General features: G+C 45.7%; 12 protein-coding genes. All 12 read left to right on the top strand.

Annotated features, from left to right (window positions below; all coding sequences use genetic code 11):
* Positions 1-10 precede the first annotated feature (10 nt).
* The gene (locus tag ABD894_RS03995) at positions 11-2,446 is read left to right on the top strand and encodes a Gldg family protein (protein WP_345209700.1); all 2,436 of its coding nucleotides are present in this window, start codon (positions 11-13) and stop codon (positions 2,444-2,446) included.
* A 2-nt stretch (positions 2,447-2,448) separates the two neighbouring features.
* Complete coding sequence (locus ABD894_RS03990) at positions 2,449-3,795, top strand: MutS-related protein (RefSeq protein ID WP_345209699.1); 1,347 nt, start codon at positions 2,449-2,451, stop codon at positions 3,793-3,795.
* Complete coding sequence (locus tag ABD894_RS03985) at positions 3,792-5,117, top strand: MutS-related protein (RefSeq protein WP_345209698.1); 1,326 nt, start codon at positions 3,792-3,794, stop codon at positions 5,115-5,117. Before ABD894_RS03990 ends, ABD894_RS03985 begins: the two co-directional genes overlap by 4 nt.
* Before the next feature lie 36 nt (positions 5,118-5,153).
* A complete protein-coding gene (locus tag ABD894_RS03980) occupies positions 5,154-7,955 on the top strand; it encodes a M16 family metallopeptidase (protein WP_345209697.1) in 2,802 nt (933 codons plus the stop codon).
* A gap of 262 nt (positions 7,956-8,217) precedes the next feature.
* Positions 8,218-8,811 (top strand): RNA polymerase sigma factor, encoded by a 594-nt coding sequence (locus ABD894_RS03975; RefSeq protein ID WP_345209696.1) that lies wholly within the window; start codon positions 8,218-8,220, stop codon positions 8,809-8,811.
* A gap of 88 nt (positions 8,812-8,899) precedes the next feature.
* Complete coding sequence (locus ABD894_RS03970) at positions 8,900-10,012, top strand: FecR family protein (RefSeq protein ID WP_345209695.1); 1,113 nt, start codon at positions 8,900-8,902, stop codon at positions 10,010-10,012.
* Between the two features lie 223 nt (positions 10,013-10,235).
* A complete protein-coding gene (locus tag ABD894_RS03965) occupies positions 10,236-13,625 on the top strand; it encodes a carboxypeptidase-like regulatory domain-containing protein (RefSeq protein WP_345209694.1) in 3,390 nt (1,129 codons plus the stop codon).
* Positions 13,626-13,627: 2 nt separating this feature from the next.
* Positions 13,628-15,373: a DUF4397 domain-containing protein gene (locus tag ABD894_RS03960; protein ID WP_345209693.1), complete on the top strand. Its 1,746-nt coding sequence runs from the start codon at positions 13,628-13,630 to the stop codon at positions 15,371-15,373.
* Positions 15,373-16,602, top strand: coding sequence for a hypothetical protein (locus ABD894_RS03955; protein ID WP_345209692.1), 1,230 nt, complete (start codon positions 15,373-15,375; stop codon positions 16,600-16,602). Before ABD894_RS03960 ends, ABD894_RS03955 begins: the two co-directional genes overlap by 1 nt.
* Before the next feature lie 11 nt (positions 16,603-16,613).
* The gene (locus tag ABD894_RS03950) at positions 16,614-17,678 is read left to right on the top strand and encodes a fasciclin domain-containing protein (RefSeq protein WP_345209691.1); all 1,065 of its coding nucleotides are present in this window, start codon (positions 16,614-16,616) and stop codon (positions 17,676-17,678) included.
* Positions 17,679-17,701: 23 nt separating this feature from the next.
* Complete coding sequence (locus ABD894_RS03945; RefSeq protein ID WP_345209690.1) at positions 17,702-18,994, top strand: fasciclin domain-containing protein; 1,293 nt, start codon at positions 17,702-17,704, stop codon at positions 18,992-18,994.
* A gap of 36 nt (positions 18,995-19,030) precedes the next feature.
* Complete coding sequence (locus ABD894_RS03940; RefSeq protein ID WP_345209689.1) at positions 19,031-20,038, top strand: fasciclin domain-containing protein; 1,008 nt, start codon at positions 19,031-19,033, stop codon at positions 20,036-20,038.
* Positions 20,039-20,057: the final 19 nt, after the last annotated feature.

Raw genomic sequence — 20,057 nt, 5'->3', positions numbered from 1 at the left:
TATCCCGATAATGAAATTAACGTTTAAAATAGCTAAAGCAGAGCTTCGTAACCTGTTTTACTCGCCTATAGCCTGGTTTTTAACCATCGCTTTTATGGTACAATGCGCTATCTCCTATACCAAATTGATAAACAATTATGCCAGCCAGCAGGAAATGGGAGGCATGGGTTTAAACTACATGAAACAGTTAACCTATAATGTGTTTACCAGTCCGTACGGTTTGTTTAATGGTATCATGCAAAACCTGTATTTATACATCCCCTTGTTAACCATGGGTCTCATCAGCCGCGAAATTAACGGGGGTACTATAAGCCTGCTGTATTCATCTCCCGTAAAAATAAAAGAGATCGTTTTTGGCAAATACCTCGCCATGATGGCCTATAGTGTCATCTTGTTATTGGTAATAGGCATTTTTATGATGGCAGGTGTTATTGATATCAAGTCGGCAGATTATGGGATGCTTTTGGCAGCCGGGCTGGGCTTTTATTTATTGCTATGTGCTTATTCGGCCATTGGTCTGTTCATGTCGAGCTTAACCAGTTACCAGATAGTTGCGGCAGTAAGCACGTTTGTAATGATCGGTATTCTTAGTTATATCGGCACCCTGTGGCAGAGTATAGATTTTGTTCGCGATCTCACTTATTTTCTGTCGTTATCGGGGCGTACCAGTCACATGCTTGGGGGCTTGATCACTACTAAGGATGTGATCTACTTTGTCATTATTGTATATATCTTTCTGGGCCTCACCATTTATAAGTTACAATCGGGGCGCGAAACAAAGCCCTGGTATATTTCTGCAAGCCGCTATGTGGCTATAGTAGTTTCGGCTTTAGTTGTTGGGTACGTAACTTCTCTGCCAAGCCTTATCGGTTACTGGGATACTACGGCAAATAAAGACAATACATTAACGCCAAAAGCACAGCAGATAATTAAGGAACTGGGTGATGGTAAACTGGAGGTTACGGCATACAATAACTTTTTGGATAACTATTCATGGTTTGGATTACCCGAACAACGTAATGAGTATTTAGGCCGATGGGAGCCATATCTGCGTTTTAAGCCCGATATAGAATTTCATTTTGTGAACTATTATGATATGCCTTTCGCTTTAGGATACGATTTGTTTCAGTCGTACAAAGGCAAAACCATCAAGCAAATTGCTGAGCAAAGGGCAAAAGGATCAGATTTGAGCATGGATATGTTCAAAACACCTGAACAGATTAAAAAAGAAATTGATCTGAAACCGGAGTTGAACCGATTTGTGATGAAGCTGACCTACAAAGGCAAAACCACTTTTCTGCGGATATTTAATGACCAGATTGTGTGGCCCATGGAGGCTGAGGTTTCTGCCGCTTTTAAAAGATTACTGGAAGCTAAAATGCCAAGGATCGCTTTTGTAACCGGCGACGGCGAACGCAAAACCAACAAGAAAGGCGACAGGGAATATAAAACGGTAACCAGTGAAAAAACGTTCCGTTATGCGCTCATCAACCAAGGTTTTGATGTTGATACGATTTCATTAGGTACACAGGAGATTCCGGATAATATTAAAGCTTTGGTAATTGCCGATCCGCAGAATGAATTAAGCGCGCAGGCCATCCAAAAGATAAAGGCTTACATTGCTAAAGGAGGAAACCTGCTGATAGCCGGAGAGCCGGGCCGCCAACAAATGCTTAACCCACTACTTAAAACATTAGGGGTGCAACTCGCCAATGGTATGCTGATACAGCAAAGTGAAGATTACGCGCCTGCATTGGTGCTGCCTAAACTAACTAAAGCCGCTATCAGCTTTGCCAAGTTATTGGATAAGCCTTCGGTAGATACATTGCCAATTTCTGCCAATGGCGCGGCAGCATTATCCTACCGCGATACCAGCGGCTTTCAGATGCAGCCATTGCTGATTACCAAAGCCGGATTTGTTAGCAACACCATGAGAAGAAACCCCGATTTGGATATTGTTAATACCAAAGAGGAAGCTAACTCATCGCAGGGCGGAGGTGTACAAATGATCGGCGGCGGTGGTTTTGCCATGGCAATGCCGATGCCGGCAGATGGCTCAAAGCCGGGTGCAAAAAAATCAAAGTTGTCTTCTTCAGCTAACAAAAATCTCTCGAAGGAAACCTTTACTACCGCATTGGCCTTAACGCGCCAAATTAACGGCAGGCAACAGCGCATATTTATTAGCGGTGACGCGGATTTCTTAAGTAATTTAGAATTAGGGAGATATGAGCCTATGGTGTCTAATTTTAATTTCAGCACCGCCTTGTTCAGTTGGTTGAACTATGGTCAATACCCTGTAGATGCCTCGCGCCCGGATTCCGAAGATAATCGTGTAACGGTAAGCACCGACCATGTTTCTTTTTTAAAGATCGTGTACATCTACGTGATCCCAGGTATCATCCTGGTCTTCGCGGCCATCTTTTTAATCCGTCGTAAAAGGAAATAAGTATGTTATTCACAACAGACAAGCAAACGCAGGAAGACCTGAACATTTACGGCAAACAGGGAACGGATTCAATCCTTTCCCTGTTTAACCGTACAGCAACGGTAAATGGATCTAAATTGCTGGAAGATATGTTCCGTTACCCGCTTTCGGATGCGGAATCCATCAATGCGCGCAGCGAGAAGATCAGTTACCTGAAAACCATGAAAGTGGTGTTTCCCTTCAGTTCAGAACTTTTTGATCAGGCCGAGCAATATTTGACGAATGTGGACGAAAGAACAAAGCTCCCGGCAGAAAAACCGTCACTGGAAAAAATGCTCACGAGCCTGGTGGCATCTAATGCGGATTATAAGCAGATCGTTAACGGGATCAGCGCACTGATAGAGATCATTCAATTGTTGAACAATCTGTTGAATACTGTTTTGCTGTTATCCGGCAGTCCATTTAAAAATGATGCGGAAACTACCGGCACCCAAAGGCTATTGAGCACAGAACCCATCAGTTCATTGCTTCAGCAAGGTTTAAAAAATAAACTGCCGCATGAGAAACTGGCCGTTTACGACTTAACGCTACGATTTCGCCACCGGGACACGGTTCAACAACTACTGCGGTATATTTACCAGTTTGATGTATACATCACCGTAGCCAAGGTAGCTACTGAACGCAACTATATTTTCCCCAAAGCGCTGTCAAAAGAGGATCACCTTATTAATATAGAAGCTTTTTATCACCCGCAGTTAAAGAACGCGGTAGCCAATACCATACACATCACACCCGACAGCAACGTGGTTTTTTTAACAGGGGCCAATATGGCCGGTAAATCCACATTTATGAAATCATTTGGTATAGCTATGTATTTGGCACACATGGGTTTCCCGGTAGCCGCCATAGCAATGGAGTTCTCGGTGCTCGACGGAATATATACCACCATCAATTTACCGGATAATTTGGGGATAGGGGCGAGCCACTTTTATGCAGAAGTATTGCGGATAAAAAAGATTGCCAAAGAGTTGAGTGCAGGCAGAAACATTTTTGTGATTTTTGATGAGCTGTTCAGGGGTACCAATGTAAAGGATGCCTATGAAGCTACTATAGCCATCACCAGCGCCTTTGCAAAAAAACGCAGCAGCATGTTTGTGATCTCTACCCATATTATAGAAGCAGGCGATGTGCTGAAGCAACACAGCAACATCAGCTTTAAGTACCTGCCTACCAAAATGAAGGGAACTACTCCTGTATATACCTATACGTTAGAAAGCGGTATAACCGATGACCGGCACGGGATGATCATTATCAACAATGAAGGTATTTTGGATATGTTGAAGAACAGAAAGGAGGCAAATACCAAATGAGTTTTATAGCCGATAAACAAACGCTTGAAGACATGAACCTGCTGGGCAGGTACAATCAGCATTCCATTTTTAACCTGTTTAACAAAGTAAAAACAGCGGGTGGGGAAAAGTTACTCCAAGAGATGTTTCAAACCCCGCTGACAGATCCGGAACTGATCAATAAACGCAGTGAAACCTTTCAATACTTTCAAAGCAGGCATACCGCTTTCCCGTTCAGCAATGAGCAGTTCGACGCTATGGGAAATTACCTTAGCGGGACCAGCGGTAAATTTTTTCCGAGGATATTGCTTTCCCTTGCCTATAAAAAATTGCTGGCCACCATAGTGAGGGATGAAGAGTATCCAAAGATACAAAGCGGCTTGAGGCAAACGATAGCCGTGCTTTACCAATGCAAAACATTCATCAGCCAATTAGAAGAAGAGCAACAGCAGCATCCCTTTTATGATGAGTTGCAAACCGTAAAAAACATATTGAACCAGCCTAAATTGCAATGGCTGGAAAAAGTGCAAATTGGCGGTGCCCCGTATTCCATTCAAATAACAGCGAGGTATGATCACCTGTTACGATATACGCTGCGTTCGGCATTACAAACGGTAATGAATATATTTTATATGCTGGATGTGTACCTGGCTGTAGCTAATTTGGCAAAAGATAAAAGTTTCAGTTATGCAAAGGCTTTGCCCAATGCGGCCAACATATTCTCTGCAACCGGCCTCAGGCACCCTAATATTAATAAAGCAGTAGCCAACCCGGTATCATTTCATAAAGATAGCAACCTCATTTTTTTAACCGGGGCGAACATGGCAGGCAAATCCACCTTCATGAAAGCATTTGGCATCAACCTTTATTTGGCGCACATGGGGTTCCCTGTGGCGGCAAGCGATATGGAATTTTCGGTTAAACAGGGGATTTATACCTCTATAAATGTGCCTGATAACCTTGATATGGGTTTAAGTCATTTTTACGCGGAAGTATTAAGGGTAAAAAAGGTAGCTGAAGAAGTAAGCAACGGGAAGAATCTGGTAATCATATTCGATGAATTGTTTAAGGGGACAAATGTAAAGGATGCTTATGATGCCACACTGGCGGTAACGGCTGCCTTCAGCGAATACCGCAATTGCTTATTCATTGTATCTACCCATATTATTGAAGCCGGAGAAATATTAAAACAGCAAAGCAATATTCAGTCGCTATACCTCCCTACCATAATGAACGGTTCTGTTCCCACTTACACTTATCAACTGCAACAGGGCATCTCCGCCGACCGTCATGGTATGATGATCATTGAAAATGAGGGGATTTTGGAGCTGCTTGAAAACTAACTTATTACCTAACATCCTGATTAAACTAAAATAATTATGCCTTTAAAATTTAATAACAAGCCCTGTATCCTGGCGCTTACATGTATTTTATTTTCTTCATTACATACAAACGCGCAAACTATTCCCTTTGATGCCGCAGTGCGCACTGGTAAGCTGCCCAACGGCTTTACCTATTACATCCGGCATAACGAGGAACCTAAAAACCGTGTAACCTTTTACCTGGCGAACAAGGTTGGTTCGCTGCTGGAAACCGACGACCAGCAAGGATTGGCTCACTTTATGGAACACATGAGCTTTAACGGTACGGTGCATTTTCCTAAAAACGAACTGGTGAATTACCTGCAAAAAGCAGGTGTACGCTTTGGCGCCGATATAAACGCCTATACCGGTTTTGATGAAACAGTGTACCAGTTGCCCCTGCCGTCAGATGATCCCGCAATATTGAAGAACGGTATCGAAATTATGCACGACTGGGCACATGGTGCAACGCTCGACGTAGCCGAGATCAATAAAGAACGCGGCGTGGTACTCGAAGAAAAGCGTTTGGGCAAAGGTGCCGGCGACCGCATGCGCACCAAATATTTCCCGGTGATACTCAACAATTCGAGGTATGCCAATCGTCTCCCGATAGGAACGGAAGAGGTATTGAAGAATTTTAAACCCGAAGCTATTAAACGTTATTACCAGGATTGGTACCGCCCTAATCTGCAAGCACTCATTATAGTGGGCGATATTGACGTAGCTAAGATGGAACAGTTGATTAAAGCGAAATTTGCCGACCTGAAAAACCCGGTTAAAGAAAAGCCCCGAACCAAATATACCGTTCCCCTTACCGGGAAGAACCAGTTCATCGCGGTAACTGATGCTGAAATGCCGGTGACAAGTTTGGAACTGATGATCAAACAACCTGAACTTCCGCTGCATACGGTTGCACAGTACCGGCAAAATATCGTTCGTCAATTATTCAACACGATGCTTGGCGAACGTTACGGTGAGTTAACACGCCAGGCAGATCCACCTTTTTTAAACGGGGGGGCGGGTATCAATAGCTTTATTGGCGGGCTCGACGCGTACAGCATATCGGTAACCGCTAAACCCGGCGAACTGGAAAAAGGCTTTAAGGCCGTTTGGCGCGAGAACGAACGTATAAAACGCTTCGGTTTTACAGCTACTGAACTGGAACGCGCCAAAACCAGTTATTACAATCAAGTTGAATCGGTACAAAAGGAAAAGAATAAAACACCATCGGATAGTTACGTGAACGAGTACCTGCATTATTTTTTGCATGGCACCGCCGCGCCTGGTATCGATTACGAATTTAACCTCGTGAAAAAAGAGCTGGCAGGCATCACACTTACCGAGCTGAACAGCCTGGCAAAAACGGTATCTAAAACAACCGACCGTGATATTTTACTGATGGCACCGGAAAAAGATAAAGCAAGCTTGCCAACAGAAGCAACGGTAATCAACTGGATGAAGGATATTCAGGCCGAGGAAATTACAGCTTATAAAGATGAAACCAGCACCGAAAGCATATTAAAGAACGAACCTGTAGCAGGTAAGATCGTGAGTAAGCAAAGGGATGGCAAATCGGGTATTACGACCCTGATGCTGAGCAATGGCATTACGGTTTTGCTAAAACCTACTGATTTTAAGAACAATGAAATATCTTTCAGTGGTTTTGCACCGGGCGGCACATCCTTGTACAACGATGCCGATTATCAGTCGGCCTCCGCTGCCAACATGATTCCGTCTTACGGCGTGGGTAATTACAATACTACTGCCATGGAAAAATACCTGTCGGGAAAGCAACTGGGGGTTCAGGTATTTGTTACTGAACGCACACAAAGTATAAACGGCGGCAGTGTTAATAATGACCTGGAGGCGGCGCTGCAATTAATGTACGGCTACATCACCGAGCCACGTAAGGATTCGCTGATGTTTCAGGGGATGATAGCACGTTCAAAGGCAAGCCTGGCAAATCGCCAAAACGACCCGAACAGTGTTTTTCAGGATACCATCAGCGCGGTATTGGGTAATTACAGTGTGCGGCGTACCGCCCCATCTATCGAGAAGATCAGTCAGATGAACCTGGACAGAGCATACGCCATATACAAAGAGCGTTTTGCCAGTGAGCGTGGTTTTACCTTCGTATTTGTAGGCAGTATTGATACCGTAACCATCATGCCCTTGTTAGAGAAATACATTGGCGGTTTGCCGGCCACAGGCAACGTGGAAGAGGCGAAGGATCTGAACATCAACATCCCGGCAGGGAAAATAGAAAAGATAGTGTACAAGGGTACCGAGCCAAAAGCTTCGGTTAATCTCGTATTCTCGGGCGCGTTTGATTACAGTTTTGCCGGCAAGCTGAAAATGGATGCCCTGAAGGAAACCTTACAGATACGGCTGTTGGAGCGCCTGCGTGAAGATGAAGGCGGCGTGTATTCGCCCGGCGTACGTTTGAATACAACTAAATTGCCGCAAGGAAGGTTCAACATGACGGTAAGCTTCGGTTGCGCGCCAGAAAATGTGGATAAGCTGATCGCTTCATCTTTAGATGAGATAGAGAAGATAAAAACAGCAGGCCCGGCACAAGTGAATGTAGATAAGTTTAAGGCTGAAACGCAGCGCTCTATAGAAACCGCGGTAAAAACCAACGGCTTTTGGCTGGGTTATTTGAGCAGTCAATTACAGAACAAGGAGGATCTGAACCAGATAGACACCTATATTCAACAGTTAAACACGATCACCCCTGCTGATGTAAAGGATGTAGCAGGCAAGTACCTAAGCGGGAAAAACTATATCAAGCTGGTGTTACTCCCTCAAAAAGCACAATAAATACCAATTTAAACCTCTTCGTTCTTTATATCAGTTAATAACTACAGTTAATTACTACTAAGTGCCCGCGCCTGAGAAACGAGGGCGCTTTTTTTATGAATAGAAAATTTGAGGCTCACTTACACATTGGGTAATTTGATGTGCTGCTCAAATTTGATTTTTTTGTTGATTAATAAAAGTTGCTTTATCATATGTGATAAGCAGTTAACATTAAGCTAATATCCGACAGTTTAATTTGCATCAAAAAAATTAAGCTGCTTATATGGGGTTGCACACGCTTCCTGATGATGAACTTCAACAATATTTGTTTCATAACAATGAGCAGGCATTTACGGTACTTTATGACCGCTATGCCGCCGATGTGATGGGCATGCTGCTGAAGATCCTTAAATCAGAAGCATTGGCACAGGATGTAATGCAGGAGGTTTTTCTGAAAATATGGAACCAGCGCAGCCGCCTGCAGCATGTAAAAGTATTTAAGGCTTATCTTTTTATTACCGCCCGCAACCACGCGTTAAACAGCCTGAAAACCGCCATCCGCTCTCAAACCGCCATTGGCGAGATCATACAGGCCGCGGTAAGTGAACGAAATACCACCGATGATGAACTACTGAGCAAGGAATATCTGCAATTTATTGAACAGGTGCTTGATCGTCTTCCATCTCGCTCGCGCGAGATATTTGCCATGTGCCGCACCCAGGAAAAATCGTATGCTGAAGTGGCCGAAGAACTGGGCATATCACGTAACGCGGTGAAAAACCACATGGTTTACTCTATGAAAGTGCTCCGAAGCGCTGTAGAAAACGAGCTTGGTATACCGTTGAGTATTCTGATCGCGGTGCTTTTCAAGCACTGATCAGCTTTCCCGAAAAAATAAATTATTTTTTTCTATTGTAGCTACCCTCGGGTGCCTTTCTGTTGTCTTGCAGATAAAAGGCCCATAAATGGAGGATAGTTATTACAGGTTATTAGCCCAGCGTTATCTGGAAGGAACACTTACCGATAATGAGTTGGAGGTTTTTATTCATTTGCTTAACGAAGGCAAAATGGATACCTATTTAAAGGAAGCCATTAATGCCGAAATGGGCATAACTGAAGAAAACGAGGCAGAACTGCAAAAGACAACCAATATACGCCATATGCGCAATAGCTGGCTTAAATATGCCGCCGCGGTTATTGTATTGCTTTGTGTGTTTGCGGCTATCCTTATCAACCGTTTACCAAGTCAACAGCCCATAGCGGCATCGCGGGTTAAGCACGATGCGCAGCCCGGTGGCAATAAAGCTGTATTGGTTTTAGCCAATGGTGATAGTATCATACTCAATAATGCTTCAAACGGGCAAATAGCCCGGCAGGGTAGTGCCAGTATAAGCAAGGTGCAAAATGGCTTGCTTGCCTATAAGTCGACCGGTGCAGACACCGCCAATGCCATGAACACTATCAGTACGCCAAACGGCGGGCAGTATAACATTAAACTGCCCGACGGTTCAATGGTATGGCTCAATTCGGCATCGTCTATAACCTTCCCAACCGCGTTTAACGGCACCACTCGCGAGGTAACTATTACGGGTGAGGCTTATTTTGAGGTAGCCAAAAATGCGGCCAAACCTTTCATTGTAAACAGTGGGACGCAAACAGTACAGGTATTGGGTACCCATTTCAACATTAACGCTTACCAGGATGAGCCCGGCATCCGTACCACCCTGCTCGAAGGTAGCATCCGCCTTAAAACTGGCAGCCAAAGCCGTGTGCTGGTGCCGGGGCAACAAACGCTTGTTAGCGGCAATAACATTGTGCTGCAAAAAACAACTAACCCATCAGTTACCACCGCCTGGAAAGATGGCCTGTTTGTATTTGACGATACCGACCTGCCGCAACTGATGCGCCAGATAGCCCGCTGGTACGATGTACAGATAGTTTACCGCGGCAAACCGGGCGAATTTGCTTTCGTGGGTGAGATAAAACGCGACACCCGTCTTACAAGCGTGCTTAAAATGCTTGAAGCAAGCGGTGTGCGCTTTAGTATAGAAAATAAACAACTGATCATTCAACCCTAAAAACCCCAGGCCTATATGCGAACATAATTATCCAAATATCTGAAACCGGGGCAAAAAAAACCGGGAAGTGTTACGAGCACTCCCCGGCTAAATATTGCTCCGGTACAAAAGCTTCCTAATTACAGAATTTTATTAACCCAAGCCATGCAAAAATATGCAATTCAACGAACGTAGGAAATACTACGCAAGGGATGTTTTTTCTTATTCCAAGATTTTCCTGGTAATGAAATTAACCATTTTATTAATTATCACAGCCTGTTTGCAGGTAACAGCCGGCGCCTTTGCGCAAAAAATAAGCATTCATGAAAAAGATGCTTCGCTCTCAAAAGTGCTTAAGCTGGTGAAAGACCAAAGCGGACTTACGTTTTTTTATAACAGTAACCTGTTAAAAGAAGGCTCGGCAGTAAGTGTAAATATAACCAATGCTACCGTAGAGGAAGCGTTGAACGTTATACTTAAAAATCAGCCCTTAACATATTCTATAATTGATAACGTTATGGTGATCAGTAAAAAGGCCGCCGTTAAGCGCTATAATATAAACGTTAAGGGAGTGGTTACTGATGAGAAGGCACAGCCGCTGCCCGGCGTTACCATACGTATAAAAGGCACCAATACGGTAGCGGTAACCGATGCCAACGGGAGTTTTACCATTGTAGTGCCCGAAAGCGGCTCAATACTGGTATTTAGCTTTATAGGTTATCAGCCTAAAGAAGTTACGGTAAGCGGCACCGTGCAAAATATCAATGTGGCGCTTACCCCGTCATCCACCTCGTTAAACCAGGTTGTGGTGCAGGCGCGCCGTAATACCCGTACAGAAAGTGCCGTGCTTGATGAACGCCGCAATGCCTCCATTGTGCAGGATGCTATTTCGGCTCAGCAGATAGAACGTACCGGCAGTATCACTACCACGCAAGCCTTGCAACGGGTGTCGGGCGTAACTATTACCGACGACAAATATGTTGCCGTGCGCGGCTTAGGTGATCGTTCGGTTATAGGGCAGTTAAACGGCGTAAGGCTTGCCTCGTCAGACCCCGACCGCAGCGCGATCCCCCTTGATCTTGTGCCTGCCGCGTTACTCGATAACATCACCATTTACAAAACCGTAACACCCGACAAACCGGCCGATGCCGCGGCAGGTATTGTAGAACTAAAAACACGGTCGGTACCCGATAGTATGGTATTCGAGGTGGTGGCGCAAAGCGGCTTTAACTCCAATATTGGTATCGGCGGCGCAAGCAACAGCTTTATCAATAGTAATATGGGGTTCTTCGGTAACAAGATCAGTAATAAAAACCTGACGCCCCAATTTAAATCCCTGTCGCAACAATACCCTGATGGTTTAGGCTCCATACAGCAAATGATACGCCAAAGCAATTACAGTGCTGATGGCTGGAAAGAAGTTGGCCGCGTGAATAAAATTATGCAGGGTTTTGATCCGGTACTGACCACCCGCTACAAACAGGCACCGCTTAACCAGCTGTATTCGGCTACGTACGGTAACAGTTTTAATCTGTTTAAAAAGCACAAGCTGGGTTTAATACTGGGCGCCAACTATTACAGCCGTACTACCGATACCTATGGCGGCGATTTAACGCAATACAGCATTTACCAAGGTGTGGTTACCGGCAACCCCGATGTGTTCAGCTTTCGCAATATACCTAACTATACCACGCCCAATAACCTGTTTATGGGTAAGTACCAAACTTATAAAGAGTATACAGGTACCGAAACCCTTAACTACGGTGTACTTGGAGGTTTAACTTACCGCTTTTCGCCAATGCACGAGATCAGCATGCAGTATTTGGGCAGCTGGGGCGGCGAAACACAAGCCACCAACTTACAGGGGCGTTACGAATATACCGGCTTGCCGGGTGATGTAGCCAGCACCGTGTATTCGCTGAAGCAAACTTATCGTAACCTAAACACTTTTAACCTGCAAGGTGAGCACAAGTTTTTAAAAAGCGATTACTCGCCGAGGCTGAGCTACAATGTGGCCAGCTCTACATCGGCACAAAATAATCCCGACTATCGCTTTGTGAGCCTGGCAGATTATACGCCAAACGGCGGCGGGTGGTATACCCGGCAGGTTGGTTCAAGCTCTGTACCTACATATACCAAACATCTTTACGCGCTTACATCTGGCTATGTTAACGGCTTCGGTACGTTCGGTATCATACAGGCCGAACCCAATGGTCGCCGCTGGCGCAACCTCCACGAAAATAATTATAACTACAAGGCAGATCTTTCTGTCCCTTTCAAATTATTGGGGCAAAAGCAAACCTTTAAAACGGGAGTTAACTACCTGTTCAGGAAACGCACCTTTAACGAGAGCCAGTTGCTGTTACCGGGATCAAACTTTACGGGTAACAAGCAAATACCACTTTACGATGTAGAGGGCGATCTTGACCGTTTGGTGAGTAACGATGTCATCGGTGTGCGTCCGCTGGCTGCCGGTACCGGCGAAGGCGCGGCACCCGTGGGCGGTTACCTGTACGATATTCAAAAATCGCCCAATAATTACAAGGGGCATTACTTTACCAACGCCATGTATGCCATGTTCGATTTGAAACTGACCGACGAGCTGCGTGTAGCCGGTGGTGTACGTTTCGAGATGACCAATATCGGTTCGGCGGTTGATACGGCAGGCGTATTCATTGATCCGGCGTTAACAGGCGCGGGCGGTATTGAACTTACCGAACCCAACTCGGTATATAAAACAGGTTACAAACCTTATTACTCGCTCAACGCTACGTATACCATCAATCAAAAAATGAATTTCCGTACGGCTTTCAACACCACGCTTGCAAGACCCGAGCTGCGCGAAATTACCAATGTGTTTGAGTTTGACGCCTTTCAGATGGGGCTGGTAGTGGGTAACCCCAAGCTGGTGAACCAGTATACCCAAAACCTCGATTTTCGTTGGGAGTGGTTTCCGAACAGCGGTGAGGTAATTGCCATATCAGCTTTCGGTAAGCGGATAAAGAACCAGCTGGTAAAAGTGTTCAACCTTAAAACCGAAGGCCTGGCAGCTACTTACCCCGAGTTTCCAACCATCGAGTTTCAGAACGACCCGAATACAGGTACCGTGTGGGGAGCCGAGTTTGAGGTGGTTAAAAACCTGGGCATGATATGGGATCCTATGCGCAACTTCTTTCTCGGATCTAACCTGCTGCTGGCGCAAAGCAATATCAAAAAAAGCGCCGAGCGTTATTTGGCCAATCGTTCTATGGACAGGCATACGCCCAAAAACAGCCCCTTATTTGAGCAGGCGCCTTACTCCATTAATGCCTGGTTAAACTACAACAATAAAAAATGGGGAACCGATCTTACAACCACATTTAACATGGTAGGCGAGCGTTTGGTGCAGATAAACCTTACCGGCGAACCCGACCTGTACACACGGCCTGTACCTATGCTCGATTTTGTTTTCAGCCAACGAATAAACAGGCGCATATTATTTAAAGGCTATTTCAAAAATATACTTAACCCGGCCATTAAAACGGTATATGCTTACCCCAGCAATGGCGGTAAATGGTACGATAACGAATACATCAACCGCAGTTACCTCCGCGGGAGCGAGATTATGCTGGGCTTTACCTATAAATTGTTTTAACGATGAAGAAGATCGCATTACAATACCCTAAAATTAAATACCCCATGCTGTTATGGCTAATGGCGATAACCGCTTGCTTTACAGCCTGTAGAAAAGAGAAAGCGGATGTACGGAAAGATAACCGTGCTAACACCGCTACCCGGCCACTTTCAACAAGCCGTATTATTAATCTGGCCGGCTATAACCAGGTTGCGGCTAACGGCAACACACTTACAGATCCCGTTGTACGCGACCCGAATGAAGTTGGCGGCGACAGATCAACAGGTACCGATTTTTTCCCGAAGAACGGCTATCTGGAAAAATCGTGGCAAATACCGCAGGAATTGTTTGGAAAGACTGAGGGGTTGGAGTTTAAATTTGGCTATATAGGCCCGTCATCGTTCGGTCCGCGTGAGTTTACGATGCCTGCCATTCGCGAAACTTACAACAAGCCGATGGATTATTATCTGCTGCCCACGCAAATGGCCAACGGTTTACCCAATTATGTACGTGTAGAAAGAAGCGTTGTACAGCCCTCAAAGGCCGATCATTTCAAGATCAGGATCATTAACCTTACTTCGCCAATAACTACCGCGGTAGCTTCGCCGCGCGGTCCGATAGAAAGTTTGGTAGGGCCGGTAACACTAACGTATGCCGATGGTACGCCGGTATCTGCCCAAACAAGCAATATCACCAATGAACAGCAAACATCTGACTATGTGGAGCTACCTTACGGCAGTTACCAGTTCAAGGTGTTAACGGCCAATGGCAGGCAGGTTCCAGGTGCTTCTCCTACTGACGGAACCTTCGGTGTAATAGATCCGCCTACATCTACCGTAGGTATCAGCTTAAACGGTACCGTTACTTCGGCTAAACTCACCTTTGCACCAATGATGAGCTATCAGCCCGGTGGTGTTTATACCATTGTGGTAACGCCCTGCAATTTTAATTACCTGCAAAACTCCATATTACAGGCAAGCGGTGCCTTTCAAAACGCGTTTCATATAGTTACCGATGTCAGCGCGCCCGCCAATACTACCTATTGCCGGGTACAGGGTGTTAATGCCCTGCCGGGGAACGATCAGGTAGGTTTTAAAATAAACGGTCAGCCCTTGTCTGCCGGTTTAGGTTATGGCGAAGCATCAGCCTATTCAAGCTATATTCAGGGCGATTATACTATTGACGCGGTTAACGCGGCAGGCAATGTACTGGCATCAATAAGTCAAACTTTCAGGAATAACCAAAATTATACGCTATGGTTATACCCCGATGCCGCCGGTAAAGCGCAAATATTATTTGTACCTAATAACCTGAGTGGTATGGTATCGGTTGGAGGTACCCCGCAGGATGGTAGCCAAGGCATAGTGACTACTAATTACGCATTCAATAAACGCTTCTTAAATTTCTCTCCCGATAACCCGTACATCACATTTACTTATGATAATGGCAGGCCCGTATCAGCCAATATGCAACCTGGTGTGTTAAAAATCGGCGAGCCTTATAATAATGAAATATTACTTTTTTACCGCGCGTATGAGGTAATGGCCTACCGCTCGGCGCCCGATGTGGTGCCCGGTACCTGGGCCCGTGATATTGAAGTTTTGAAGAGCGTGAGTTTTGTAGCTAACCCTGCGCTATACACCACACCCGGCCGTGATATACCTATACAAGAACCCGGTATTTACACCGTGGCCTTAATAGGCCGTAGTGGGGCAGGAGTACCCGATGCCGAAAAAGCAAAATTAATTATAGTAAAACACAACAAATAATGAATAGGAAATTTGTAAACAAGCTTGCCCTGATCCCGGCGATTATGATGATGGTATTTGTTGTGGGCTGCAATAAAATTGAGTATACCGACCTTGCCGACCCGGCCTACTTAAGGGTATTCAACGATTTGAATTATACCCTTAATATGCAGGATAAGGATAATAAATACCCTTCGTTGTGCATGATCATCGACCCGGTGCTGGATGCCAGCGGTTTGCCTACAGGTGGCCGTGTAGTAGGCGATTTTTTGGATAAGCGCGAGCCATACGCTCCGCCATATCCGTCGCACGTGGGTAACAGCGCGTCTGTACAAAACCCCGAGTACCCGGGTAAAGAGTCGGTATTGGTAGGCCCCGTACTTAACGGTTTCGACCTCAGTAGCTGGGCGCAGGTGCCAGCCGGTAAGTTAAGGATCGTGTTTTACTACCGCCCGTATAACAACACTCCTTTCTTTAATCTCGACGAAAGCCTGAAGCGCGACGTTGTGGTTGATACCACCATTACCCTTGGGGTTAAGGAAGTATACACCCTGCATGTGCTGCAAAAAGATTTTATTACCAAAAAGAACGGCATACTGCTGAGGCAGGAGAACTTTGAAAAGCTCTCCCTGTCAGACTCCCTGGCTTACGTAAACTTTTACAATTACAGCGCCAAAGGTTTTGCCGAGGCCGACTACAGCCTGAAACCACAGGGCAGCAACCTTGTATCGTTTAAATCGGGCATAAAAGAGCGTATGAACGTATACCTCACTCTATACAACGGGCAGATAGAACCTACCAAGGCTACTATATTGCCAAGTTACAGGGGCAAGTTTATGGGAACGGTAGAGCGTAATACCGAAAGCAACAGGGTAAGCCCCTATTATTCATTCCCGCTGTGGGCCGCTGCCGGTTCAAACGGCATCACTACAGACCTATGGCAACGCTTTGAGTTTTTAGCCCCGGAGCTAGATGTTTTTGAAAACCCTTACAAAGACGCGCCCGGCAACGTTTCGCAAACCTTTGCCAACTATGCATCGGCCAACTGCCTGCTTAATGGTAAAACACGCATAAACTCGGGCAGTAGCTACCTAACTAACGGCTACCTGCTGCCCAATCTGCTGGTAAACGTGCATTCGGGCACCAACAACCCGCAAACCTTTGCCACGGTAAGCACCATTGAGGTGGTAAACAGCAATGTTTACCTCACTACCATTCAAAGGAAATACCCGGTTCCAATTTATAAATAAGCCATATCATCATGAATAATATCATCTTTTTCATCAAATATAAGGGCCGTATATGCTTTGCCTGCCTGATGCTTTTATGCACCCTACTGAGCGCCTGCAAATACGATGACCTGAGTGTTACCAAGCCCAACGAGAATTTCAGGCTCGCCGGCGACTTTTTGCGTAACAACTATGATTACAGCCTTTTTTACGAAGCGCTTGATTATACCGGCCTGGCTAAAACCCTTAACGAGCCAGGGCCATTTACGGTAATAGCCCCTAACAACACCGCCTTTAATGAATTAGGCATACAACTACCTTCAGATATCCGCAAGTTAAACCGCGATAGTTTAAGGCAGGCTATGGCTTACCACATCATCCCGCGTAAATTAACTTTTGCCGATTTTCCGGTAAACAGCGTGGATGTACGGTATGAAACGCTTGCGGGTATATCGCTTTATGCGTCGTTCGCTACCTTCAACCCTACTTACCCCGAATATCCACGAAACGCCATTTATTTTAGCGGTTGCATGGTAATGCGAAAAGATGTGCCGCTGGTTAACGGCGTGTTGCAGGCCGTTGAAAAAGTAATGCAGCAATACCCCGGTAAAACGGTGCAGAACTGGCTTGCCGAACGCCCCGACTACAGCATATTCGTGGCGGGCCTGAAAAAGTTCGGCCTGTGGGACGAACTTTCCGGCGCCGGTCCTTTCACTATTTTTGCGCCCAAAAACTCCGCCTTTATTGAAGCAGGAATTACCCCGAAGGTTGTTGAACAGCTCAACACAGCCGAATACATAGGCCCCCGACTGTTTGGCGCCTACATTATTTACGGTAAGGACTATTTTATAAGCGACAGAGATGTTTTTGAAACTATTAACAGCGAAGGCAATTTCATTTTAACAACGCGCAACGATAACAGCAAATTCACCTGGTTCGGTCCCGACATGGCCTTGGAAGCTGCGGTTTACTCCTGGTATTACAGGGTATATCCTACCAAAAATGACATAGCAAAATCAGACAATTTATGCGAGAACGGCAAGGTGCACACGCTATCAGGTGTGCTGGTAAAGCTCGAAAATTGCAAAAAGAATTAAGTATCAATTTAATGGAACATACCATGAAGAAACAGAACTTAAATACCCTGATATGCCTGCTGCTGGCTATGCTGGCCTTTGGGTGCCAGAAACAGGGATACATTCCCGACCCGGTAGGCGAAAAAATACCTTATGCAGATACCGTAAGGCCAACGCTGAAGGAAGAGCTTGCCCAATCGGCAGCAACCATTTTTTACGCGGCCTGGCAGCGCAGCCATATGGATAGCATATTAAAGGCGCAAACCATCGGCAAAACTAACTTTACCTTGCTGGTACCTGCTAATGCAGCTATGGAAACCGCGGGCTACAACCTGCAAACCATACAAAGTATGGAACCCAAAATGCTCGACAGCCTGTTGCTGTACCATACCCTGCGTAATAACGTAACCCCGCAGGACATTACCGGCAAGGCCGATAATTTTATTGCCCCAACGCTGCTTATACATCCCCAATTTATATTAAGCTCTTTAAGAAATAGCATACCTTATAACTACCGCCAGCAACTGCAGGTTAAAGACGGTAAAATGTACGTAAACGGCAAGGTAGGCGGCACAGGCAAATACCAGCCGGCGGCCAACGGCGGCATGTGGTTTATTGATAAGGTTATACCACGCCCGGCAAAAAGCTTGCTGCAACTTGTTGAAGAGGACGGACGCTTTAACCTGCTGCTGCAAATTATGCGGTACACCGACGAACAATGGAACAAGATAGTGACTGATGCTAATGGCTATTCAAACAAACCGGCGTTTTCCCTGCGATTTGCCTGGCAAGTGATGCCCGTGAATACTGAGCCCATCAAGATAGTGCAAACCACACTTTTTTTGCCTACCGATGATGCGTTTAAGGCCGCAGGTTTCAATACCCTGCAGGACCTTGTTGACTTTAACAAACGCCGCGGGCTGCCTTACTGGGGGCTTAATGAGTTTGGATCGGGAGATGTGATAGGCAACTTCGCTACCGATACGCTGCTGAACTACCACATGAACTGGGGTAAAACCTTTAATATCCCTAAAGAATATAATGCCTCAAGAGTTGCGCAAAACGCCCCGATTATATTCAGTAATGTAATGACTAATGCAGTGCTGAGTAATTACCTGATTACCGGCGGCGTAAAATATGGCACCAACGAAGATCCGGAGGACCCGGAATACTACATGCCGTTCGATTTTGCTAAAGATGCGTCGGGCATCAAAGTAAAGGTGAAGAGAGCCGAGTTTACGCCTGCACGGGTTATTGACGCTGATATACCGGCCATAAATGGTTCTCTTAACGCGGTAGATCACCTACTGATACCCAAAGGCTTTAAAATAAACTAAGGGGTGCGCTATCATCCTACAGATAAAAATATTCTGATGAAAAGAGATAAAAGATCATTTTACCCCACCCGTACAATGGTGAGCCTGCTTGCTGTGTTACTGCTGGTGATGAGCGCCTGCAAAAGAGAGGCGATTGATAGAGGAGAAGTTGATCCGAACAATATTAACAATGTTGTTAACGACAATTTTAACTTATCCATATTTAACACGGTGCTGAAAGTTAGCCGCCAAGACCTGATATTGAAAGAGAAAGGACCTTTCACCTTACTGGCTCCTTCTGATGCAGCTTTTTCAGGCACTTTTTCCAATCCTCAGGCCGTGGCTACTGCCGATAGGAACACGGTTGCCCGCATAGCTTATTATCACATGCTTGACGGCCGTTACGAACTGAATAAGCTACCCTTTAAGTTTAACCAGGAGTTGCGTTCGCGCGGGGGCAAGCTTTACCTTACCCGCTGGCTAAAAGGTGCCGATACCGTTATTACTATTAACGGCGCCCGGTTACTGGCAAAAAATATCCCGGCATCTAACGGTCTGGTACAGGTGATGAACCGGGTACTTACCCCTTACCTGCACGAAAAGCTGGGCAATGCCCTTGCCGCCGAATCAACGGCAACGCTGTTTTACGAAGCTATGCTGTCATCGGGCCTGCTCGAAACCATTAACGGTACCGGCCCATACACCATACTGGCGCCTGATAATGGTGCCATGATGGCCATGGGCTATACCTCGGTGGCGCAGATCAGCAAAACGGACCCGGAAGTGCTTAAGCGATTAGTGAGTTATCACATCATCCGCGACAGGCGCTTTGTGTACGATTACATTTTGGGTACCGAAAACGCTACGGTTACTACACAAAACATGCTCAACGGCGGTGCCATCACCATTAAATTGATTGCCGACAGCAGCCAGCCCGGCGGTTTTGGCGGCGTCACGGTGAGGGGTACCGATAATACTTCGGATATAAGCATCGTGAAACAGGATATCCTTACCGGCAACGGCGTACTGCACATTATTGGCGGTGTATTAAAATCGGGTATTTAAACAATAATTGATTGTAACA

The sequence above is a fragment of the Mucilaginibacter gynuensis genome, from assembly GCF_039541195.1.
In the GTDB taxonomy this organism is placed as follows: domain Bacteria; phylum Bacteroidota; class Bacteroidia; order Sphingobacteriales; family Sphingobacteriaceae; genus Mucilaginibacter; species Mucilaginibacter gynuensis.
The sequence above is the reverse complement of the archived record's forward strand: the minus strand, read 5'-3'. Positions and strand labels throughout refer to the sequence as shown.

Bases quoted from the DNA above. Each gene is read 5' to 3' on its own strand.
- ABD894_RS03970 (WP_345209695.1), top strand. From the start codon at position 8,900: ATGGAGGATAGTTATTACAGGTTATTAGCCCAGCGTTATCTGGAAGGA.
- ABD894_RS03975 (WP_345209696.1), top strand. From the start codon at position 8,218: ATGGGGTTGCACACGCTTCCTGATGATGAACTTCAACAATATTTGTTT.
- ABD894_RS03985 (WP_345209698.1), top strand. From the start codon at position 3,792: ATGAGTTTTATAGCCGATAAACAAACGCTTGAAGACATGAACCTGCTG.
- ABD894_RS03965 (WP_345209694.1), top strand. From the start codon at position 10,236: ATGAAATTAACCATTTTATTAATTATCACAGCCTGTTTGCAGGTAACA.
- ABD894_RS03955 (WP_345209692.1), top strand. From the start codon at position 15,373: ATGAATAGGAAATTTGTAAACAAGCTTGCCCTGATCCCGGCGATTATG.
- ABD894_RS03980 (WP_345209697.1), top strand. From the start codon at position 5,154: ATGCCTTTAAAATTTAATAACAAGCCCTGTATCCTGGCGCTTACATGT.
- ABD894_RS03990 (WP_345209699.1), top strand. From the start codon at position 2,449: ATGTTATTCACAACAGACAAGCAAACGCAGGAAGACCTGAACATTTAC.
- ABD894_RS03950 (WP_345209691.1), top strand. From the start codon at position 16,614: ATGAATAATATCATCTTTTTCATCAAATATAAGGGCCGTATATGCTTT.
- ABD894_RS03940 (WP_345209689.1), top strand. From the start codon at position 19,031: ATGAAAAGAGATAAAAGATCATTTTACCCCACCCGTACAATGGTGAGC.
- ABD894_RS03995 (WP_345209700.1), top strand. From the start codon at position 11: ATGAAATTAACGTTTAAAATAGCTAAAGCAGAGCTTCGTAACCTGTTT.
- ABD894_RS03945 (WP_345209690.1), top strand. From the start codon at position 17,702: ATGAAGAAACAGAACTTAAATACCCTGATATGCCTGCTGCTGGCTATG.
- ABD894_RS03960 (WP_345209693.1), top strand. From the start codon at position 13,628: ATGAAGAAGATCGCATTACAATACCCTAAAATTAAATACCCCATGCTG.